The sequence below is a fragment of the Streptomyces sp. NPDC102270 genome (genome assembly GCF_044766405.1).
Classification (GTDB): Bacteria; Actinomycetota; Actinomycetes; order Streptomycetales; family Streptomycetaceae; genus Streptomyces.
This window is the reverse complement of record NZ_JBIWLX010000018.1, coordinates 177,316-194,649: the sequence shown is the minus strand read 5'-3', so window position 1 is coordinate 194,649 and position 17,334 is coordinate 177,316. Positions and strand designations below refer to the sequence as shown.

Below are 17,334 nucleotides of genomic sequence, written 5' to 3'. Positions count from 1 at the left end.
CCGCCGCAGGCACCCCCTCAAACCGCCGGAGGCACCGGCTGTTCCCGATCCGATCCGCACAGCTCGTCGGTCAGCTCCTTCACCAGCTGGGCGAGATCCGTGGACCGGTCGGGGCCCCACCAGTCCCCCAGCAACTCCCCCAGCGACTCCTCCCGCGCCGCCGCGAGCCGCACCGCGACCTCCCGCCCCGGCTCGGTGAGCAGCAGCCCGACGCCCTCCCGTGTCGCCAGCCCCCGTTCCTCGACTTGCCGCGCCGCCGCGATCACCGCGCCCAGCGGCACGGACGTGCGCTCGGCGAGCAGCGCCGGCTCCACCCACCCGTACTTCCGCAGGCGCAGCATCAGCCAGCTCGACGCGGGCAGCAGGTCGTACCCGGCCCGTGCGGTGATCTCCCGGTAGATCTCCCGCCGCCCCTCCCGCGTCCCGAGCAGCGACAGTGCCCGGCAGACCTCGTCGTGCGACGACCGTTCCACGGGATTGCTGGCCAGCGTCTCGGTGACGTCGGGCGCCGTGACCGACCCCCGCAGCCGGTCCTCCTTGAGGAACCACGCGAGCACGAACCCGAGGAACGCGACGGGCGCGGCGTAGAGGAAGACGTCGGTGATCGACGAGGCGTACGCGTGCAGTGCCTCGGGCCGCACCGAGCCCGGCAGCTGAGCGAGCCCCCGGGAGTCGGCCTCGATCCCCGACACCGAGACGCCGGGCGGCAGTTGCGCCCCTTGCAGGGCCTCGGCCAGCTTGTCGCCGAGCCGGTTGGCGAAGACCGTCCCGAAGATGGCGACCCCGAAGGACGCCCCGATGGACCGGAAGAAGGTCGCGCCGGACGTGGCGACGCCGAGATCCTCGTACGAGACGGCGTTCTGCACGATCAGCACCAGCACTTGCATGACCAGACCGAGCCCCAGCCCGAACACGCAGAAGCAGATGCTCATCACCCAGGTGGAACTGCTCTCGTCGAGCCGGTGCAGAAGCAGCAGCCCCAGCGTGGTGACCGCGGTACCGGCCACCGGGAACACCTTCCACCGCCCGGTACGGCTGACGATCTGCCCGGAGACGGTCGAGGACAGCAGCAGCCCGAACACCATGGGCAGCATGTGCACACCGGACATGGTCGGCGAGACTCCCTGCACCACCTGGAGGAAGGTGGGCAGATAGGTCATGGCCCCGAACATCGCGAACCCGACGATGAAGCTGATGACGGCGGCCAGGGTGAAGGTCCGCACCCGGAAGAGCTTCAACGGCAGCACGGGCTCGGCGGCCCGCCGTTCGACCCCGACGAACGCGACCGCCAGCAGCACGCCCAGCACCGCGAGCCCGACGATCTGGGGCGATCCCCAGCCCCAGGTGTTCCCGCCCAGCGAGGCGACCAGCACCAGACAGGTGGCGACGGCGGCGATGAGGAAGGTCCCCAGGTAGTCGATGACGTGCTTCGTCGACTTACGGGGAATCCGCAGCACCACGGCGATCACGGCCAGCGCGACCACACCGACCGGAAGATTGACGTAGAAGACCCACCGCCAGCTCAGATGTTCGGTGAACAGGCCGCCCAGCAGCGGGCCGAGCACGCTCGTCGCCCCGAACACCGCCCCGAACAGCCCCTGGTACCGTCCCCGTTCGCGCGGCGGGACGAGATCGCCGACGATCGCCATCGACAGCACCATCAGCCCGCCGCCGCCCAGCCCCTGCAGAGCCCGGAAGGCGATCAGCTGGGTCATGTCCTGGGACATGCCGCACAACGCCGACCCGATCAGGAAGATCACGATCGCGGTCTGGAACAGCCGCTTGCGCCCGTACTGGTCACCGAGCTTGCCCCACAGCGGGGTCGCCGCCGTGGAGGCCAGCAGATAGGCGGTGACCACCCAGGACAGGTGCTCCATGCCGCCGAGGTCGCTGACGATGGTGGGCAGCGCGGTGGACACGATCGTCTGGTCCAGCGCGGCGAGCAGCATGCCGAGCAGCAGGGCCCCGATCGAGACGAGGACGTTTCCGGACACGTGGCGTTCTCTCGTGTCCCGCACGTCCTTCGTCATACCGTGCGCATCCGCGGCCATGAAAGACCTCCCGAGGCTGTCGTTACTTCTCCATCGTGGTCGGTGTGACCGCTTACGGCCTGTTGAGTCCTGTTGGAAGCCGACATTCCGGGGGCTTCCGAAAGTCGGCTGTGGAGGGGGTCTGCATAATCTCTGGAGTTTGTGAGGGGAGGGACGAACACCATGGCGGAGTCGAACGGTCATCGCTGCCCGGAGTGCGGGGCACCGAGAGGGGCCGACAACACCCCGTCCTGCGGGTGCACCCAGCGCGCGTCGGACGCCCTGCGGGACGCACGTACGGCGGAGGCGGCCGCGGCGGAGGACTTCGATCCGCTGCGCATACGGCCGTACGTGGAACTGGACGACGAGACCGCGCCGGTGCACCGGGTGCCCGCATCGGACGCCACGATGCCGCTGCGCGCGCTGACACCGCCCCCGGCCACCCCGAGCCCCACCGACCTGAACCTGTTCGCGGCGGAGGTGAACTCCTCCGCACCCCGCTCGACCACGCACGCTCCGCACCCGAGCCGCGTCCGACGCCGTACCGCCCTGCTCTCCATCGCCGGGGCGGTCGTGACCGTGGTCGCCGCGGCCGGGTTCGCCAGTGGGCTGTTCGCGTACGAGTCGCCGTCGCGGGACGAGGCGGCGCCGCGGGACGTACGGCCGGCGGTCCCGGACGCGACGACGACCGCGGCGTCGGCGCCCCCCTCCACGGCTTCGACGTCGGTACGGCCGTCCTCCGTGCCCCCGTCCGTCACGGCGAGCGCGAGCCCGTCGGCCTCCCCCTCCCCGTCGAGGTCCAGCGCCTCCCCGAGCCCGTCCCGGTCGGCCGGCCCCTCGGCGACCCCGTCGGCCCCCGCCACGTCGGATGTGGCGGCCGGATCCGACGCGGCGCGCGAGGCGGACCCGCCGGTCCTGCGCCGGGGCTCCGAGGGCCCCGAGGTGGTCGAACTCGAACTACGGCTCACCCAGGTCGGCCTGTACTCGCGCAAGGCGAGCGGGCACTACAACGAGGGGGTCGAGGACGCGGTCGCCACGTATCAGTGGCAGCGGGGGATCCAGGCACCGGAACACGGGGTGTACGACCTGACGACCCGCCAGCGCCTGGAGTCGGAGACGACGCAGCCGTAGGCGGTTCTCCGGACACGGATCCGGGGAGGCCGGTCACGCCCACACGGTCGCGCCCCACGCGACGGAGCCGCAGGCGTAACAGAGCACGAACCCAGGCGGGGCTCCACCTGGAGATCCTGGAGAGGCTGATCACACCCACGGTCACGTCCCGCGCGGCGGAGCCGCAGACGCAACAGAGACCCTGGCCCCGGAAAGGCGGGCCCTGCCGGACGGCCCGGCAGCGGCTGGAGCCGAAGACGACAAAACCCCGGGCAGTTCCCCGGACACGGATCCGGGGAGGCCGGTCACGCCCACACGGTCGCGCCCCACGCGACGGAGCCGCAGACGCAACAGAAGCCCTGGCCCCGGAAAGGCGGGCCCTGCCGGACGGCCCGGCAGTGGTTGGACTCGGGGACGACAGGGCCTCAGGCCGTTCCTGGGGCACAGATCCTGTGGAGGCCGGTCACCCCCACGCGGTCGCATCCGCGCGGCGGAGCCGGAGACGGTGGGGGTCGCGTCCATGCGGCGGCAGCCGCACCGGACCCCTCGCCACCGGGGACATCTACCCGATGTGGATCCCCAGCGTGCCGTCGTTCCTCGGCTCCACCCTCACCTGGGTCAGGTCCCGCACCACGACGTCCGGCCCGTGCGCGCCCGCGCGGGGACCGACTCCCACGACCCGCATCCCGGCCGCCCTGCCCGCCGCGATCCCCGCCCCGGAGTCCTCGAAGACCACGCACTCCGCCGGTGCCACACCCAGCTCCGCCGCACCCTTGAGGAACCCCTCGGGGTCGGGCTTGCTCGTCCCCACGGACTCGGCGGTGACTCGGACATCGGGCAGTTCGAGACCCGCCGCCGCCATCCGGGCCGTGGACAGCGGGACGTCGGCCGAGGTCACCAGCGCGTGGGGCAGCCCCCGCAGGGAGGCCAGGAACTCCGGCGCCCCCGGTATCGCCACCACGCCGTCCATGTCCGCGGTCTCCTCGGCGAGCATGCGCGCGTTGTCCGCGAGGTTCTGCTCCACGGGCCGGTCGGGCAACAGGACCGCCATCGACGCGTGCCCTTGACGGCCGTGGACGACCTTCATGACCTCGTCGCCGTCCAGCCCGTGACGTTCGGCCCAGCGGCGCCAGATGCGTTCCACGACGGCGTCGGAGTTGACGAGGGTGCCGTCCATGTCGAGCAGGAGGGCGCGGGCGGTGAGCACGGTGGGGGCGGCGGTGGCCGTCATCGGCAGCTCCAAGACGCGGGACGTGGGGCATCGGAGGTGTCTCCCCCGCACCCCCCGGGAGGGACAAGGCGGCCCCGCCCGCCGGTCAGGGAGAACGGGCGGAGGCCACTTTGTTTCTCTACGGTACAAAACCGGGCCGGTTCCCGCCACCACCACCCGAAGATCGCCCGGAGATCGCCCGGAACAGTTCACCCGGCGTTCAGCTCATCCGGACACGGCCTCCCACAGGCTCCACAGCCCGAGCCCCAGCATCAGCAGCGCCGCGACCTTGGTGATCAGCTTCAACGGAACCCGCTTCATCAGGGCCTTTCCGCCGACGATCCCGAGACCCGCCACCGCCCACAGCGCGAGCACCGCGCCGAGACCGACGGAGAGCGGGTCGTCGTTACGGGCCGCGAGGTTCGCCGTCATGATCTGGGTCAGATCCCCGAACTCGGCGACCAGGATGAGCATGAACCCGGCGCCGGCGACCTTCCAGAAGGACTGGTCCCGCGGCTGGCGGATCTCCTCGTCGCCGTCGTCCTTCTTGAACAGCAGCACGGCCGCGCCGCCGAGGAAGAGCACGCCGGTCACCGCCTGCACGATCTGGTGCGGCAGCAGGGTCAGCACGCTTCCGGCCGCGACGGCGAGCACGACATGCAGCGCGAAGGCGGCGGCGACGCCGGCGAAGACGTAGGAGGCACGGTAACGGGTGCCGAGGACGAGACCGGCGAGCGCGGTCTTGTCGGGCAGTTCGGCGAGGAAGACGACGCCGAACACGACGGCCGTCACGGTCAGGCTGATCAAGGGTCCTCAATCGGTCGGGGCCGCCCCACCGAGAGTGTTCCTGGAAAACGACGCCTCGGCACGGCAGCACACAGTCAGTGCACTACTGGCCGAAGGTCTCGCTGGCCGATCCCTGAAGACCTGCCTCCGGGCGCCGGCTCAGACGAGCTGAGCAGTATGTCGACGGTCCGGCGAAGAGCTACTCCCCTTCAACGCCGTCCATCGTACGTGATCGTTTCGCCATAAATCTTGTCGTGTCATGTACGCGTCACTAACTTCTCACCGTACGCACATCTCCCCGCAACACGGAGCCGCGAGCATTCGACCGCTCGCACTCCAACGCCCCCGCCCCCCAAGGGAGTTCGCATGCCGAAGTTCTACGCGCGTCGACGGCTCAGCATACTCGGGGCGCTCACCGCGCTCATAGCCTCCGTCGCGGTCCTCAACGGCCCGACCGCCTCCGCCGCCCTCCCCACCCCGGTCAGCGCCGCCACCGCCCGCACCTACCTCGCCTCGCTCACCGTGGCGACCGAGAACCGCACCGGCTACGCCCGCGATCTGTTCCCGACGTGGATCACCATCAGCGGCACCTGCAACACCCGGGAGTACATCCTCAAGCGGGACGGCTCGAACGTCGTCACCAACTCCGCCTGCACCGCCACCAGCGGCAGCTGGTACTCCCCGTACGACGGCGCCACCTGGACCGCCGCCTCCGACCTCGACATCGACCACCTGGTCCCGCTCGCCGAGGCCTGGGACTCCGGCGCGAGCGCCTGGACCACCGCCCAGCGTCAGGCCTTCGCCAACGACGTCACCCGCCCGCAGCTGATCGCCGTCACGGACAACGTGAACCAGTCCAAGAGCGACCAGGACCCGGCCGAGTGGATGCCGTCGGTCACCTCGTACCGCTGCACCTACGTCCGCGCCTGGGTCCAGGTGAAGTACTACTACGACCTCTCCGTCGACTCCGCCGAGAAGAGCGCGCTCACGAGCTACCTCGCCAACTGCTGACCGATTCCGGGCCGGAATCTCCCCGCAGGCCTCGGTCGTTCCGTACCGTACGGGGCGACGGAGGAGGATCACGTGACGGATCTGCGGGTCGGACCACTGCTCAGGTACGTCGACGGCTCGTCCGCGACCGTGTGGGTCGAGACGAGCCGTCCGTGCACCACGGAGGTGCGCTGCTCGGACGGCACCGGGGGTGAGGCCCCCACCTTCCAGATCGAGGGCCACCACTACGCCCTCGTCCCGGTCGACGGCCTCGCCCCCGGCACCGAGCGGTCGTACGAGGTGTTCCTGGACGGCACACGCGTGTGGCCGCTGCCCGACTCGCCCTTCCCGCCCTCCGTGATCCACACGCCCACGGAGGAGACGCCCGTCCGCGTCGCCTTCGGCTCCTGCCGCTGGGCCGCGCCCCCGGAGGGCGAGAAGGACCCGGTGGGCCCCGACGCCCTGGACACCCTCGCGGCCCGTCTCGCCGCCGAGCCGGAGGGCGAACGGCCGGACGTCCTCGTCCTGCTCGGCGACCAGGTCTACGCCGACGAGACCTCCCCGGCCACGCAGAGCTGGCTCGCCGCCCGCCGTGATCTGAGCGACCCGCCGGGCAGCCAGGTGGCGGACTACGAGGAGTACACCCACCTCTACTACGAGTCCTGGCTCGATCCCGAGGTGCGCTGGCTGCTGTCCACCGTGCCCAGCTGCATGATCTTCGACGACCACGACGTCATCGACGACTGGAACACCTCCGCCGCCTGGGTCGAGGACATGCGCGCCCTCCCGTGGTGGCGGGAGCGGCTGCTGAGCGGGCTGATGTCGTACTGGGTCTACCAGCACCTGGGCAATCTCGCCCCGGCCGAGCTGGCCGCCGACCCGCTCTACGCCGCCGTACGCCGATCGCCCGACGGCACCGACGAGTTGCGCGACTTCGCCTGCCGGGCCGAGGCCGACGCGGCCTCCGTGCGCTGGAGTTACCGGCGCGACTTCGGCCGGGTGCGGCTGATCATGGTGGACTCCCGCGCGGCCCGCGTCCTCGACGAGCAGAACCGGTCGATGCTGGACCCCGGCGAGGCCGAATGGCTGCGCGGACAGGCGCTGGAGGAGCGCGCCTCCTACGACCACCTCCTGATCGGCACCTCGCTGCCCTGGCTGCTCCCGCATCTGGTGCACGACGCCGAGGCGTGGGACGCCGCGCTGTGCCGGGGGGACCGCGGGGCGCGCTGGGCCCGGTTCGGGGAGGATCTGCGGCGCAAGGCGGACCTGGAGCACTGGGCGGCGTTCCCGGAGTCCTTCGCGGCGCTGGCGGATCTGATCGCCGAGGTGGGTTCCGGTCCCGAGGCGCCGGCGACGGTGCTGGTGCTGTCGGGGGACGTGCACCACGCGTACGTGGCCGAGCCGAAATGGCACTCCCGCGGACCGGACGCCCGCGTTCTCCAGCTCACGTGTTCCCCCGTCCACAACTCCGTGCCCAGTTACATGCGGTTCGGCTTCCGCTTCGGCTGGAGCGCGGTGGCGCGGACACTCGGTCGGGGGCTCGCCCGGCACGGAGGCTGTGCGCGACCGCCGGTCTCGTGGCGGCACACGGGCGGCCCCTGGTTCGGCAACCAGCTCATGACGCTGACGCTGAAGGGCCGTTCGGCCCGGCTGCGGCTGGACCATGCGCGGGAGTCGGGCGAGGGACAGGCGCGGCTGGTGACGCTCTCGGAGTCCGAACTCACCGGTCGGAGCGGACGCGAGGCGTCCCGGCTCACCCGCTAGCCGGGCCCCCGCAGAACGGCGCCAGGTGTGGATTCGGACACGCTTTCGGACGCCGATGCGGTGACCCACAAGCCGCTTCACGTGCAGGTGGGAGTGAAACGGAAGGGGCAGCAGAGGCAAACCGATGGCTAAATGTTGAACTTGAAAGCATTGCTGGGGCGCCCCTACCGTGGATGGCTTCACTCGGTTCCATCCCCCTGGGGAGACCCCCCTGTGGGACCGACCCGACCGAAGGAGTCCCCCACAATGACCGGACGCCTGAACAGCGCCCAGCCATACGCCCTCGGCCTTTACCGCATCGTCGTCGGCCTGCTCTTCCTCTGTCATGGCGCCGCCTCCCTCTTCGGTGTCCTCGGCGGTGCCGCCGGTACCAACGGCGGCACTCTCGAAGCGGGTACCTGGCCCGGTTGGTACGCGGCCGTGATCCAGCTCGTCTGCGGCGCCCTGGTGCTGCTCGGCCTGGGCACGCGTGCCGCCGCGTTCATCGCCGCGGGATCCATGGCGTACGCGTACTTCAAGGTCCACCAGCCGGTGGCCCTGTGGCCCATGGAGAACGGCGGTGAGGCCGCGGCGATGTTCAGCTGGGCCTTCCTGCTGCTGGTCTTCACCGGGTCCGGCGCGTTCGGCCTGGACCGGCTGTTCGCGAAGCGCTCGGCGGACGAACGGAAGCCGGCGGCGGAGCCGGTGGCCGTCTGAGGCGAAGCAGCCGGGTGAACATACCGAGTTCATCCCATGCGCCCCCCGTGAATCTCCTGTCCCGGCCCACGCGTACGCTGTATGGCTGTCTACGGGGGAATCACGGGGAGTCGCGGTGTCGGAGAGCCTGGGGTCACTGACCGGCAGTCCATGGATCTACGCCATGGTCGCCTTGTCGGTGATCCTCGACGTGTTCGTGCCGGTGCTGCCCAGCGGGGTGCTGGTCATCACGGCCGCGACGGCCGCGGCCGCGGGCAGCGCGGCGACCGGACAGGTCCCCGACGTGATGACCCTGATCCTCTGCGCGACCACCGCCTCCGTGCTGGGCGACCTGGCGGCGTACCGCCTCGCCTTCCGGGGCGGTGCGCGCCTCCACCGCGCGATCGCCCGCTCACGCCGACTCACCACGGCGCAGGAACGTCTCGGCGACACGCTCTCCGCGGGCGGCGGGGCCCTGGTCGTCGTAGCCCGATTCGCGCCCGCCGGCCGCTCGGTGGTCTCCCTCCTGGCCGGCACCGCCCACCGCCGAGCCCGCGACTTCCTCCCCTGGTCCGCCCTCGCAGGCCTGTCCTGGGCGGCCTACAGCGTGGCCCTCGGCTACTTCGGCGCCCACTGGCTGGGAGCGACCTGGCTGACGACGGGGGTGTCGGTGGCAGCACTCTTCGGCGCGGGCGCGGCGGCGGCCTATGTGATGCGGCCACGTCCGGGGGCGGCGGGGGCGCGGTGACGGTTGGCTGGGGCGGCGGTTGCGGGACGTGCGTCGGCTGCGAGTCGGCGGGGACTGGTCGCATCCGCGTGGGGAGCCGCGTATCGATACGGCCCCGCCGCCGATAGGTCTGGCTGCGACAGCGCCCGGAGGAACAGGTGACGACGACCGCGGCGACGGCAGGACGTGCGTCGGGCGGGGTCGGTGATGCGGCCACGCCCGGAGACGGCGGAGGCACGCTGACGACGACCGCGACGGCGTCCGGGGCTGCGACGGCGGGACGCGCGTCGGCTACGGGCCGGCGGGGACTGGTCGCATCCGCGCGGGAGAGCCGCATATCGGCACGGGCTCGCCCCCCCCATTACCTTCTTGGTCGCCCCGCAATGGGGCGCCCGGCCTCCGGAGTTGGCATGACTTTCTCCCCCTGTCGAACGTATGGCCTGGGGGGTGGTGTCACCGGCTCCGGAGGCATCGACAGACCGCTGATTAGGGGCATGACCACCGGCCTTTCCGCAGGTCGGGAGGCTCTTCGTAATGTGGATGTGGCGATCGGTGCCGTGGGACGGGCGGGCAGGCGTACAACCGGAGGACGCGCGTGATCGACGTCAGTGAGATCGGCGCCTTCCTCGGCCTGGACGTCGGCAAGGGCGAACACCACGCCACCGCCGTCACCCCGGCCGGGAAGAAGGCGTTCGACAAGCGGCTGCCCAACAGCGAACCGAAGCTCCGCGAGGTCTTCGGGAAGCTGAAGAGCAAGCACGGAACCGTACTCGTGGTCGTCGACCAGCCCGCCTCGATCGGCGCCCTGCCGCTCGCCGTGGCCCGGGACATGGGCTGCCCGGTCGCCTATCTGCCCGGACTGACGATGCGCCGGATCGCTGACCTCTACCCAGGTGAGGCCAAGACCGACGCCCGCGACGCGTTCGTCATCGCGGACGCGGCCCGCGTCATGCCGCACACGCTCCGCTCGGTCGACCTCGAAGACGAGACCATCGCCGAACTTGAGATGATCGTCGGCTTCGACGACGACCTGGCCGTCGAGGCAACGAGGATCAGCAACCGGCTGCGGGGCCTGCTCACGCAGATCCACCCGTCGCTGGAGCGGGTCCTGGGCCCGAGAGTGCAACACCCGGCCGTGCTCAAGCTCCTCGACCAGTTCGGCTCTCCGGCCCAGATCCGCAAGGCCGGACGACGCAGGCTGGTGACACTGATACGTCCGAAGGCGCCGCGGATGGCCGAGCGGCTGGTCGAGGACATCTTCACCGCGCTGGACGAGCAGACCGTCGTCGTCCCGGGCACGGACGCGGCCGCGCTGATCGTTCCCAGCCTCGCCGGCTCGCTCCAGGCAGTGCTTGACCAGCGGAAACTGCTGGCCGCGAGGATCGAGGAACTGCTGGAGGCACACCCTCTTTCCAAGGTCCTGACGTCCATGCCGGGGATCGGCGTCAGGACCGGAGCCCGGATCCTCATCGACGTCGGCGACGGATCCAGCTTCCCGTCCGCCGCCCACCTCGCCGCCTATGCCGGACTCGCTCCAGCGACCCGCAGCTCGGGCTCGTCGATCCGCGGCGAACAACCGTCCAGGAGAGGAAACAAGCAGCTCAAACGGGCTTTCTTCCTCTCCGCGTTCGCCGCCCTGGGCGACCCGACCTCCAGGGCCTACTACGACAAGAAGATCGCCCAGGGCAAACACCACACCCAAGCCCTGCTCTGCCTCGCCAGGCGCCGGGCCGACGTCCTCTTCGCCATGCTCCGCGACGGAACCTTCTACGAACCCCAGCCAGCAGCTTCGGGCTGAACCTCAGCACCCTCGCCACACACCGGGCAGTCACGCTCGTCGACCGAGTCGATCACGACCGGGTGACCACAGAAGTCGCACGGACGCATGCCCTCACCAGCCGACCCCCGAACAGGCACGTCATCGCTCACAACAGCCACACTGCCAGACCCACCCGACACCGACCCGACCACCTTGACCAAAGACATAGGGCCCCCCATCCCGGCGCTCGGCCGCTACGACGGTCTCGCGATCCCCGCCAGACCACGCCCAGCGGGGAAGTGAAGCTGCCCGGGGGCTGCCGCGCCCAGCCTTGTACGCCCGCCTGACCCGGGCGTCGTCCCGTCGCCGGGGATCCCGCAGCGAGCGATGTCCAGGCCTTCGACGGGCCCCGACCGCCGGGGGGCGTAGCTGGCTCTGCTGCAAGTCAACGTCGGAACAGCGGTTTCCGCCGTAGTGGTGGTTTGCCGACCCGGCCGCCGTTCTGCCCGGTGCGCCGGCAGGACACTGGCATGGTGCGGCCGGGGCGCCGCCGAGGAGGGCGGGAGAGAGCATGGCCGACAGCAGGATCCTGGTGGCGGTACCGGAACACCCTCATGGCGAGGGCGCCGGACCCCAGCAGTTACGGATGATCCGGGACGCGATCGAGGCAGGCGGCTTCGAAGTCCGGTGGGCGGTCACGGCGGAGGACGCGGACGCCGTACTGCGCACCGACGCTGGTGTCGCTGCCGCGCTTGTGGCCTGGGACCTTCCCGAAGTCTCCGGTGACGGGCCCGGCACCGCGCTCGCCGCGCCGACCCGCTTGTTCGCCCCGCCGGGCCGCACCCTCGACGGGACGCCGGGCGGCAGCGCCGTGTTGCGGCGGATCGGCCGCCGTTTCAGGGACCTGCCGGTCTTCTTGGTGATGGCCGACGAGGGCCTGGGGGACCTCCCGCTGTGGGTCTCGGAGTCCGTCGTGGGCTACGTGTGGCCGCTGGAGGACACCCCGGGCTTCATCGCGGGCCGCATCACCACCGCCGCCCGCGCCTACCGGGAATCCGTGCTGCCGCCGTTCTTCCGGGCACTGCGCCGCTTCGACGACGCCCACGAATACTCCTGGCACACCCCGGCCCACTCCGGCGGTGTCGCCTTCCTCAAGTCGCCGGCAGGACGCGCCTTCCACGACTACTTCGGGGAACGGCTGCTGCGGAGCGACCTGTCGATCTCGGTCGAGGAACTGGGCTCGCTGTTCGAGCACACCGGCCCGATCGGCGAGGCGGAACGCAACGCGGCACGTGTGTTCGGCTCCGACCTGACCTACTTCGTGCTGCACGGCGACTCCACGTGCAACCGCCTGGTCGGCCATTTCAGCGTCACCCGCGACGAGATCGCTCTGGTGGACCGCAACTGCCACAAGTCCGTGCTGCAGGGCCTGGTCGTCTCGGGCGCCCGGCCCGTCTACTTGGTCCCTACCCGCAACGGCTACGGCCTGGCGGGACCGCTGCCCCCGGCCGAGATCGCCGCGGACGCGGTGGCGGCCCGGATCGCCGCGAACCCGCTCACCGAGGACGCGGTGTCCCCCCACCCGCAGTACGCGGTGTTCACCAACTCCACCTACGACGGCCTCAGTTACGATGCCGTAGCCACCGCTCGCGCGTTCGCCGCCAGCACGCCCCGGTTGCACTTCGACGAGGCGTGGTTCGCGTACGCCCGTTTCCACCCGCTCTACGCCGGCCGGTACGGCATGTCGGTGGACGAGGAGGCATTGCCCGGCCCGGACCGTCCGACCGTGTTCGCCACCCAGTCCACACACAAGCTGCTGGCGGCGCTGTCGCAGAGCGCGATGGTGCACGTGCGGCCCGCACCGCGGGCACCGGTGGAGCATGACCGGTTCAACGAGGCGCTGATGATGCACGGCACCACCTCACCCCTCTACCCCATGATCGCCTCGCTCGACGTGGCGACGGCGATGATGGACGGCCCGCAGGGCGAGTGGCTGATCGACGAGGCGGTGACCGAGGCGATCCGCTTCCGTCAGGAGATGGTGCGCCTGCGACGGCGGATCGAGAGCGCCGGAGACAGGCCGCCGTGGTTCTTCGGGGTGTGGCAGCCGGACACGGTCACCGACCCGGTGACCGGCGAACGGCTGCCGTTCGAGGAATCTCCGCCGGAACTGCTGCGCAGCGAGCAGTCCTGCTGGCTGCTGGAGCCTGGCGCCGACTGGCACGGTTTCCCCGGGCTGGCTGAGGGCCACTGCATGTTGGACCCCGTCAAGGTCACGCTGACCTGTCCGGGGATCAACGCCACGGGCGAGATGGCCGAGGAGGGCATCCCCGCCCGGGTGCTCACCGCCTATCTGGCCACCCGGAAGATTGTGGTGGAGAAGACCGACAGTTACACCACACTGATCCTGTTTTCCATGGGCATCACCAAGGGCAAGTGGGGCACGCTGCTGGACGCCCTGACGGATTTCAAGGCCCTCTACGACGTCGACGCCCCACTGGAGCGCGTCCTGCCGCAGGCCCTCGCCGCGCATCCCCGCCGGTACGCGGGCCTGACCCTGCGCGGGCTGTGCCAGGAGATGCACGAGCAACTGCGCTCGGTGCGCCTGGTGGAGCTTTTGGACACGGCCTTCCAGCAGCTCCCGCAGCCGGTGGCGCCCCCTCAGCACTGTTACCAGCGGCTGGTGCGGGGTGACACCGAACGGGTCCGGCTCTCGGAGGCGCCGGGCCGGGTGGCGGCCGCCATGGTGACGGTCACCCCACCCGGCATCCCGGTCCTGATGCCGGGCGAGTCCGTCGGCGCACTCGACGGCCCGCTGCTGCGCTATCTCACCGCTCTGGAGTCCTTCGACCGCCGCTTCCCCGGCTTCCGCAGCGAGACCCACGGCGTGATCATCGACGAGGGCACGGGCGACTACCTGATCGAGTGCCTGATCCAGGGCGCGGAGCAGCGGCCGGGGCACTCGCCCGGGCGTGCCGGTTAGGGTCGTTGGGAAAGCGCTGGTCGCAGGGCACTGGCCTGTGACGGTCCGGAGCAGGAGCGCGGCAGGACCTGGGCGTTCGAACAGCCGATGGGTGTTTGTCCGGTTCTACGTCGAATGCAATCCGGCGATGAGCGACATGGGGCGCCGGACACTCGACCGATTCCGGAGTCGACGGAGTGATGTCGCCTCGAGACGGACAGGCGCGCAAGTCGCACCTGACCCGGGGTATCGGCGGTGAAGTCGCGGAGTGCGGAGTCCGGTACGACCGCCTGCCTGGCGGATCGCGCTCGCGTCCGACCTCGTCGTGGACAACACCGCCGTGACCACCAGCTGACCCTCCCGAGGCAGGCACCCGAAAGCTGACGGTCACCGCGGGCTCGACCACCCGGGACCGCGGGACCGACCACCGCGGCCACCGCCGCCGTGAACTGGTGCCTATACGACGACAGGTCGAAGGACTTCTGGGCGTTTGCCGGGTTCGATGACCTGGGCAGCCCCGGCGTGGCATGCGCGGCAGCCGCAGTGACCGGTGCGCTCTCGTCTCGTTGCCACTTCCTTGGTCGGGGTCCTCGGCCCGGCTGACCGGTGTGATGGACCTGCACCAGGTGGGCATGTTCGGGCGTGCGAGGGGTTGTTGCGGCGGCCGCAAACTGTTCACCGCAGGGCTTGCGGGTACCGGTGGCGTAGTGGCACGGGGAGCAGGCAGTGTGAGTGTCGTGCCCTTTTACCAGGCGTGTCACACTTCGGGTAAGCCCTGCTGCAGGGCCCTCAGAAGACGGTCACCTGCCGGTCGGCGGCTTCTACGATCCGTCCCGCTCGTTCGCCCTCAAGAGCCGCGAGCGCGCCTGTCGTCGACGAGCCGCAGGGCCGACTCGCGGCACGCGGAGACCGTCCGCGTGCGGGACACCCGTGATTCACTCAGTCGGACACCGCCAGCGGTCCCGGGCGCGCAGCCGAAGGGAGTCAGGTCGTGCTGCGGACATTCAAGCTCGGTGTCAGCACAATAGGGGGCGGCAGTTCGCCCATCCGCTTGCGGGCGAGAACTCCTTCAGGAGCCCGCTCAGCAGCCGGTGGGCAAAGCCCAACGGTGACCGCCGGAAGACCGGATCCCTGGATGCCGGGCCGGTCGTCCCGCGAGCTGATGACCAGCGTCAGAAAGCCAGCCGCCCAGAATCACACCGGTCAAGCCGGCGAGTCCAGCAACGACCGTACCGATCATTCCGCGTCCCCTCGCCCTGATCGTTCGTACGAGGGTTGTTCCCACAGAAGGAAGATCACGACCGCATCGGCTAGACCGACGCCCCGGGGCACGCGCGCCAGCGTCCGAGGGGTCGGCTGGTGCCATCGCGCTCTTGCCGCCAGGCCAGACTCCACAGGGCAGGCGCACCTGGCGTGCAATTGCATGTTTCGCGTCACCCCCGCTTTGCTCCGATCAGGCGGAGCTGGGTCACCGCCTGCGTCAACTTCCCCGGTAATCGGTGACGGAGTCCTTAAGATCTCCGCTGACCGCATCGGTGGACACGGAGAAGATGCATGAGGCACTGCCTCGGATGGATCGCGCGCATCGCCGTATGCACGGCCTGCCTCAGCATGATCGCCGCCTGTGGGTCAGAAAGGGGCCCCGACAAGGACGGGGCCTCCCCCACGCCGTCGTGCCCGTCACCGTCGTCCTCAGCGCTGTCGTCCCCAACACCCTCATGCCTGACGCCGTCGTCACCCACGGCGTCGTCCGCGGCCGCGTCGTCACTGTCGCCGACCGGGGCCCAGTCCAAGGGCTCCCCCAGCGGGGGCGGCGAGCCAGTCCCGCCGCCCCCGCCCGTCCCGACGAACACCGGACCGTCGAAGAGGGATGGCAACGGCATTACGCCAACGGGTACTCCCCCTCCCCCATGCCCTGGCGATCCCACGTGCCCATCGGCTCCCAAGAACGGTGTGTCTCCGTGATTCCGGCACCGGACGGTACATGAGGCAACCGCGGCCCAGCCTCGAACAGCAGGACCGACGAGCGGACTCCGCAAGCCAGGTGCCCTGGACCAAGGTCGCCAAGGTGGTGATCGCTCAGGCGTCGTTCATCGCGGCATTGATGTTTTACCTGGGTGCGATCTACACGAGTGCGTATTACGGCCACTTCCACCTCTCCCCCTTCTTTCTCGGCTTCAGTTTCGCCGAGTTCGCCCTGCAGAGCCTGAATCTGCTCACGTTCCCTGTTCTGGTGGGTGCCGTCGCCTTGCTCGTGGCCATCGCCCTTAGCGGACCCCGATCGCGTCAGGCTCTGCCCGGCGCGCTGGTGCGGGGCTTGTCGCTGAGCGCAGCGGCACTGGCCCGCCGGCACCTGCTCGTCGTGGCGGCAGGCACGGTCCTGCTCATCCTCTGGTGGCAATGGCAACTGCTCCTGCCGTACCGCTGGGCCGGCCCCCTTCTCATCGCCCTTGGCCTGCTGCTCGGTGTGGTACCGGGCGACGGTGCAGATCGCCCAGATGGCCTGCGGGACACAGCTGTACCGATCTTCGCTGGCGGAGTGTTCCTGTTCTGGACCGTCACCCTGGTCGCCGGTCAGCTCGGCGAGCAACACGCCGAGCACGACGGCCGGAACGTGGTTCAACGCACCGGCCTGGTGGTCTTCAGTGCCGAGCGGCTCGGCCTCAGCTCCCGATCAACGGAACTCCACTTTGAGGACCTCGGTGCCGCCGTGCGCCTTCGCTACCGCTACACGGGCCTGCGGCTCATCGTGGCGCGCGACGGACGTTATTACGCCGTGCCCATCGGATGGCGGGCGCGGACCGACCCCGTCTACATCTTCCGGGAAAGCGACGCCGTGCGCGTCGAACTGACGCCCGGCGTCCAGTAGCCACCATCCACCTGTCCGCACTGCGGTCGCAGGCATGCGCATCTGGTCTGCTCGGTGATCGCAAAGAAACGCCCTAGGCTAGGCGCTGCAGGGCGTGCGCCCCGTCTCCTTCGCAGGTTGCGGCGTGGTCTTCCGGCTCCGCCGAGGGGCCTCCCGCGGGCCCAATCTCTGACATCTGTATCGCGACGGCCTTGCTCGCCCCACGAGCGAGCAGGCAGCGCCAAGTACGCCCCCCCGTTACCGTTTTCGCGGCTCCGCAACGGGGCCTCCGGCCTTCGGGTCCGGCATGACTTCCCCCTCCTGTTGTTGATGATCCGGGGGGTGGTGTCACCGGGTCCGGAGGCATCGACGGACCGCTGATGAGGGGCTTGAGCACCGGCTTCACCAAGGCCGGAAGAGCTCTCCGTAACGTGGATGTGGCAGCTCGGTGCCCTGGCACGGCCGGATGAAAG

11 protein-coding genes are annotated in these 17,334 nt (G+C 70.3%); 8 read left to right on the top strand and 3 right to left on the bottom strand.

Going from position 1 to position 17,334, the window contains the following annotated elements; genetic code table 11:
- Positions 1-17: 17 nt before the first annotated feature.
- Complete coding sequence (locus tag ACIRP7_RS34060) at positions 18-2,051, bottom strand: DHA2 family efflux MFS transporter permease subunit (RefSeq protein ID WP_403667247.1); 2,034 nt, start codon at positions 2,049-2,051, stop codon at positions 18-20.
- Between the two features lie 162 nt (positions 2,052-2,213).
- On the opposite strand from ACIRP7_RS34060, the gene ACIRP7_RS34055 reads away from it, so the two are divergent.
- Positions 2,214-3,161, top strand: a complete 948-nt coding sequence (locus ACIRP7_RS34055) for a peptidoglycan-binding protein (RefSeq protein WP_403667244.1) — start codon at positions 2,214-2,216, stop codon at positions 3,159-3,161.
- Positions 3,162-3,702: 541 nt separating this feature from the next.
- Here the strand turns inward: ACIRP7_RS34055 and ACIRP7_RS34050 are convergent.
- Positions 3,703-4,371 carry an HAD-IA family hydrolase gene (locus ACIRP7_RS34050; RefSeq protein WP_403667241.1) on the bottom strand — a complete coding sequence of 223 codons (669 nt, stop codon included), beginning with the start codon at positions 4,369-4,371 and terminating at the stop codon, positions 3,703-3,705.
- 204 nt (positions 4,372-4,575) lie between these two features.
- Positions 4,576-5,157, bottom strand: coding sequence for a TMEM165/GDT1 family protein (locus ACIRP7_RS34045; RefSeq protein WP_403667238.1), 582 nt, complete (start codon positions 5,155-5,157; stop codon positions 4,576-4,578).
- A gap of 345 nt (positions 5,158-5,502) precedes the next feature.
- Between ACIRP7_RS34045 and ACIRP7_RS34040 the strand changes: the two genes are divergently transcribed.
- The 7 genes from ACIRP7_RS34040 to ACIRP7_RS34010 all read left to right on the top strand — a co-directional run bounded on the left by ACIRP7_RS34040 (position 5,503) and on the right by ACIRP7_RS34010 (position 16,882).
- On the top strand, positions 5,503-6,147 hold the full coding sequence (locus ACIRP7_RS34040) for an HNH endonuclease family protein (protein WP_007381691.1): 645 nt from the start codon (positions 5,503-5,505) through the stop codon (positions 6,145-6,147).
- Positions 6,148-6,219: 72 nt separating this feature from the next.
- Positions 6,220-7,890, top strand: coding sequence for an alkaline phosphatase D family protein (locus tag ACIRP7_RS34035; protein WP_403667235.1), 1,671 nt, complete (start codon positions 6,220-6,222; stop codon positions 7,888-7,890).
- A 246-nt stretch (positions 7,891-8,136) separates the two neighbouring features.
- Complete coding sequence (locus ACIRP7_RS34030; RefSeq protein WP_403667233.1) at positions 8,137-8,586, top strand: DoxX family protein; 450 nt, start codon at positions 8,137-8,139, stop codon at positions 8,584-8,586.
- 163 nt (positions 8,587-8,749) lie between these two features.
- Positions 8,750-9,313: a DedA family protein gene (locus ACIRP7_RS34025; protein WP_403667313.1), complete on the top strand. Its 564-nt coding sequence runs from the start codon at positions 8,750-8,752 to the stop codon at positions 9,311-9,313.
- Between the two features lie 574 nt (positions 9,314-9,887).
- Entirely contained in the window at positions 9,888-11,090 is a 1,203-nt protein-coding gene (locus ACIRP7_RS34020) for an IS110 family transposase (protein WP_403667231.1), read from the top strand.
- A gap of 532 nt (positions 11,091-11,622) precedes the next feature.
- Positions 11,623-14,034 (top strand): Orn/Lys/Arg decarboxylase N-terminal domain-containing protein, encoded by a 2,412-nt coding sequence (locus tag ACIRP7_RS34015; RefSeq protein WP_403667228.1) that lies wholly within the window; start codon positions 11,623-11,625, stop codon positions 14,032-14,034.
- A gap of 2,023 nt (positions 14,035-16,057) precedes the next feature.
- Complete coding sequence (locus ACIRP7_RS34010; RefSeq protein WP_403667225.1) at positions 16,058-16,882, top strand: hypothetical protein; 825 nt, start codon at positions 16,058-16,060, stop codon at positions 16,880-16,882.
- The last annotated feature ends 452 nt before the right edge of the window (positions 16,883-17,334 follow it).

What these genes read in the sequence shown, in the direction of transcription:
- ACIRP7_RS34060 (WP_403667247.1), bottom strand. Translation starts at nt 2,051, where the DNA reads ATGGCCGCGGATGCGCACGGTATGACGAAGGACGTGCGGGACACGAGA.
- ACIRP7_RS34055 (WP_403667244.1), top strand. Translation starts at nt 2,214, where the DNA reads ATGGCGGAGTCGAACGGTCATCGCTGCCCGGAGTGCGGGGCACCGAGA.
- ACIRP7_RS34050 (WP_403667241.1), bottom strand. Translation starts at nt 4,371, where the DNA reads ATGACGGCCACCGCCGCCCCCACCGTGCTCACCGCCCGCGCCCTCCTG.
- ACIRP7_RS34040 (WP_007381691.1), top strand. Translation starts at nt 5,503, where the DNA reads ATGCCGAAGTTCTACGCGCGTCGACGGCTCAGCATACTCGGGGCGCTC.
- ACIRP7_RS34030 (WP_403667233.1), top strand. Translation starts at nt 8,137, where the DNA reads ATGACCGGACGCCTGAACAGCGCCCAGCCATACGCCCTCGGCCTTTAC.
- ACIRP7_RS34025 (WP_403667313.1), top strand. Translation starts at nt 8,750, where the DNA reads ATGGTCGCCTTGTCGGTGATCCTCGACGTGTTCGTGCCGGTGCTGCCC.
- ACIRP7_RS34015 (WP_403667228.1), top strand. Translation starts at nt 11,623, where the DNA reads ATGGCCGACAGCAGGATCCTGGTGGCGGTACCGGAACACCCTCATGGC.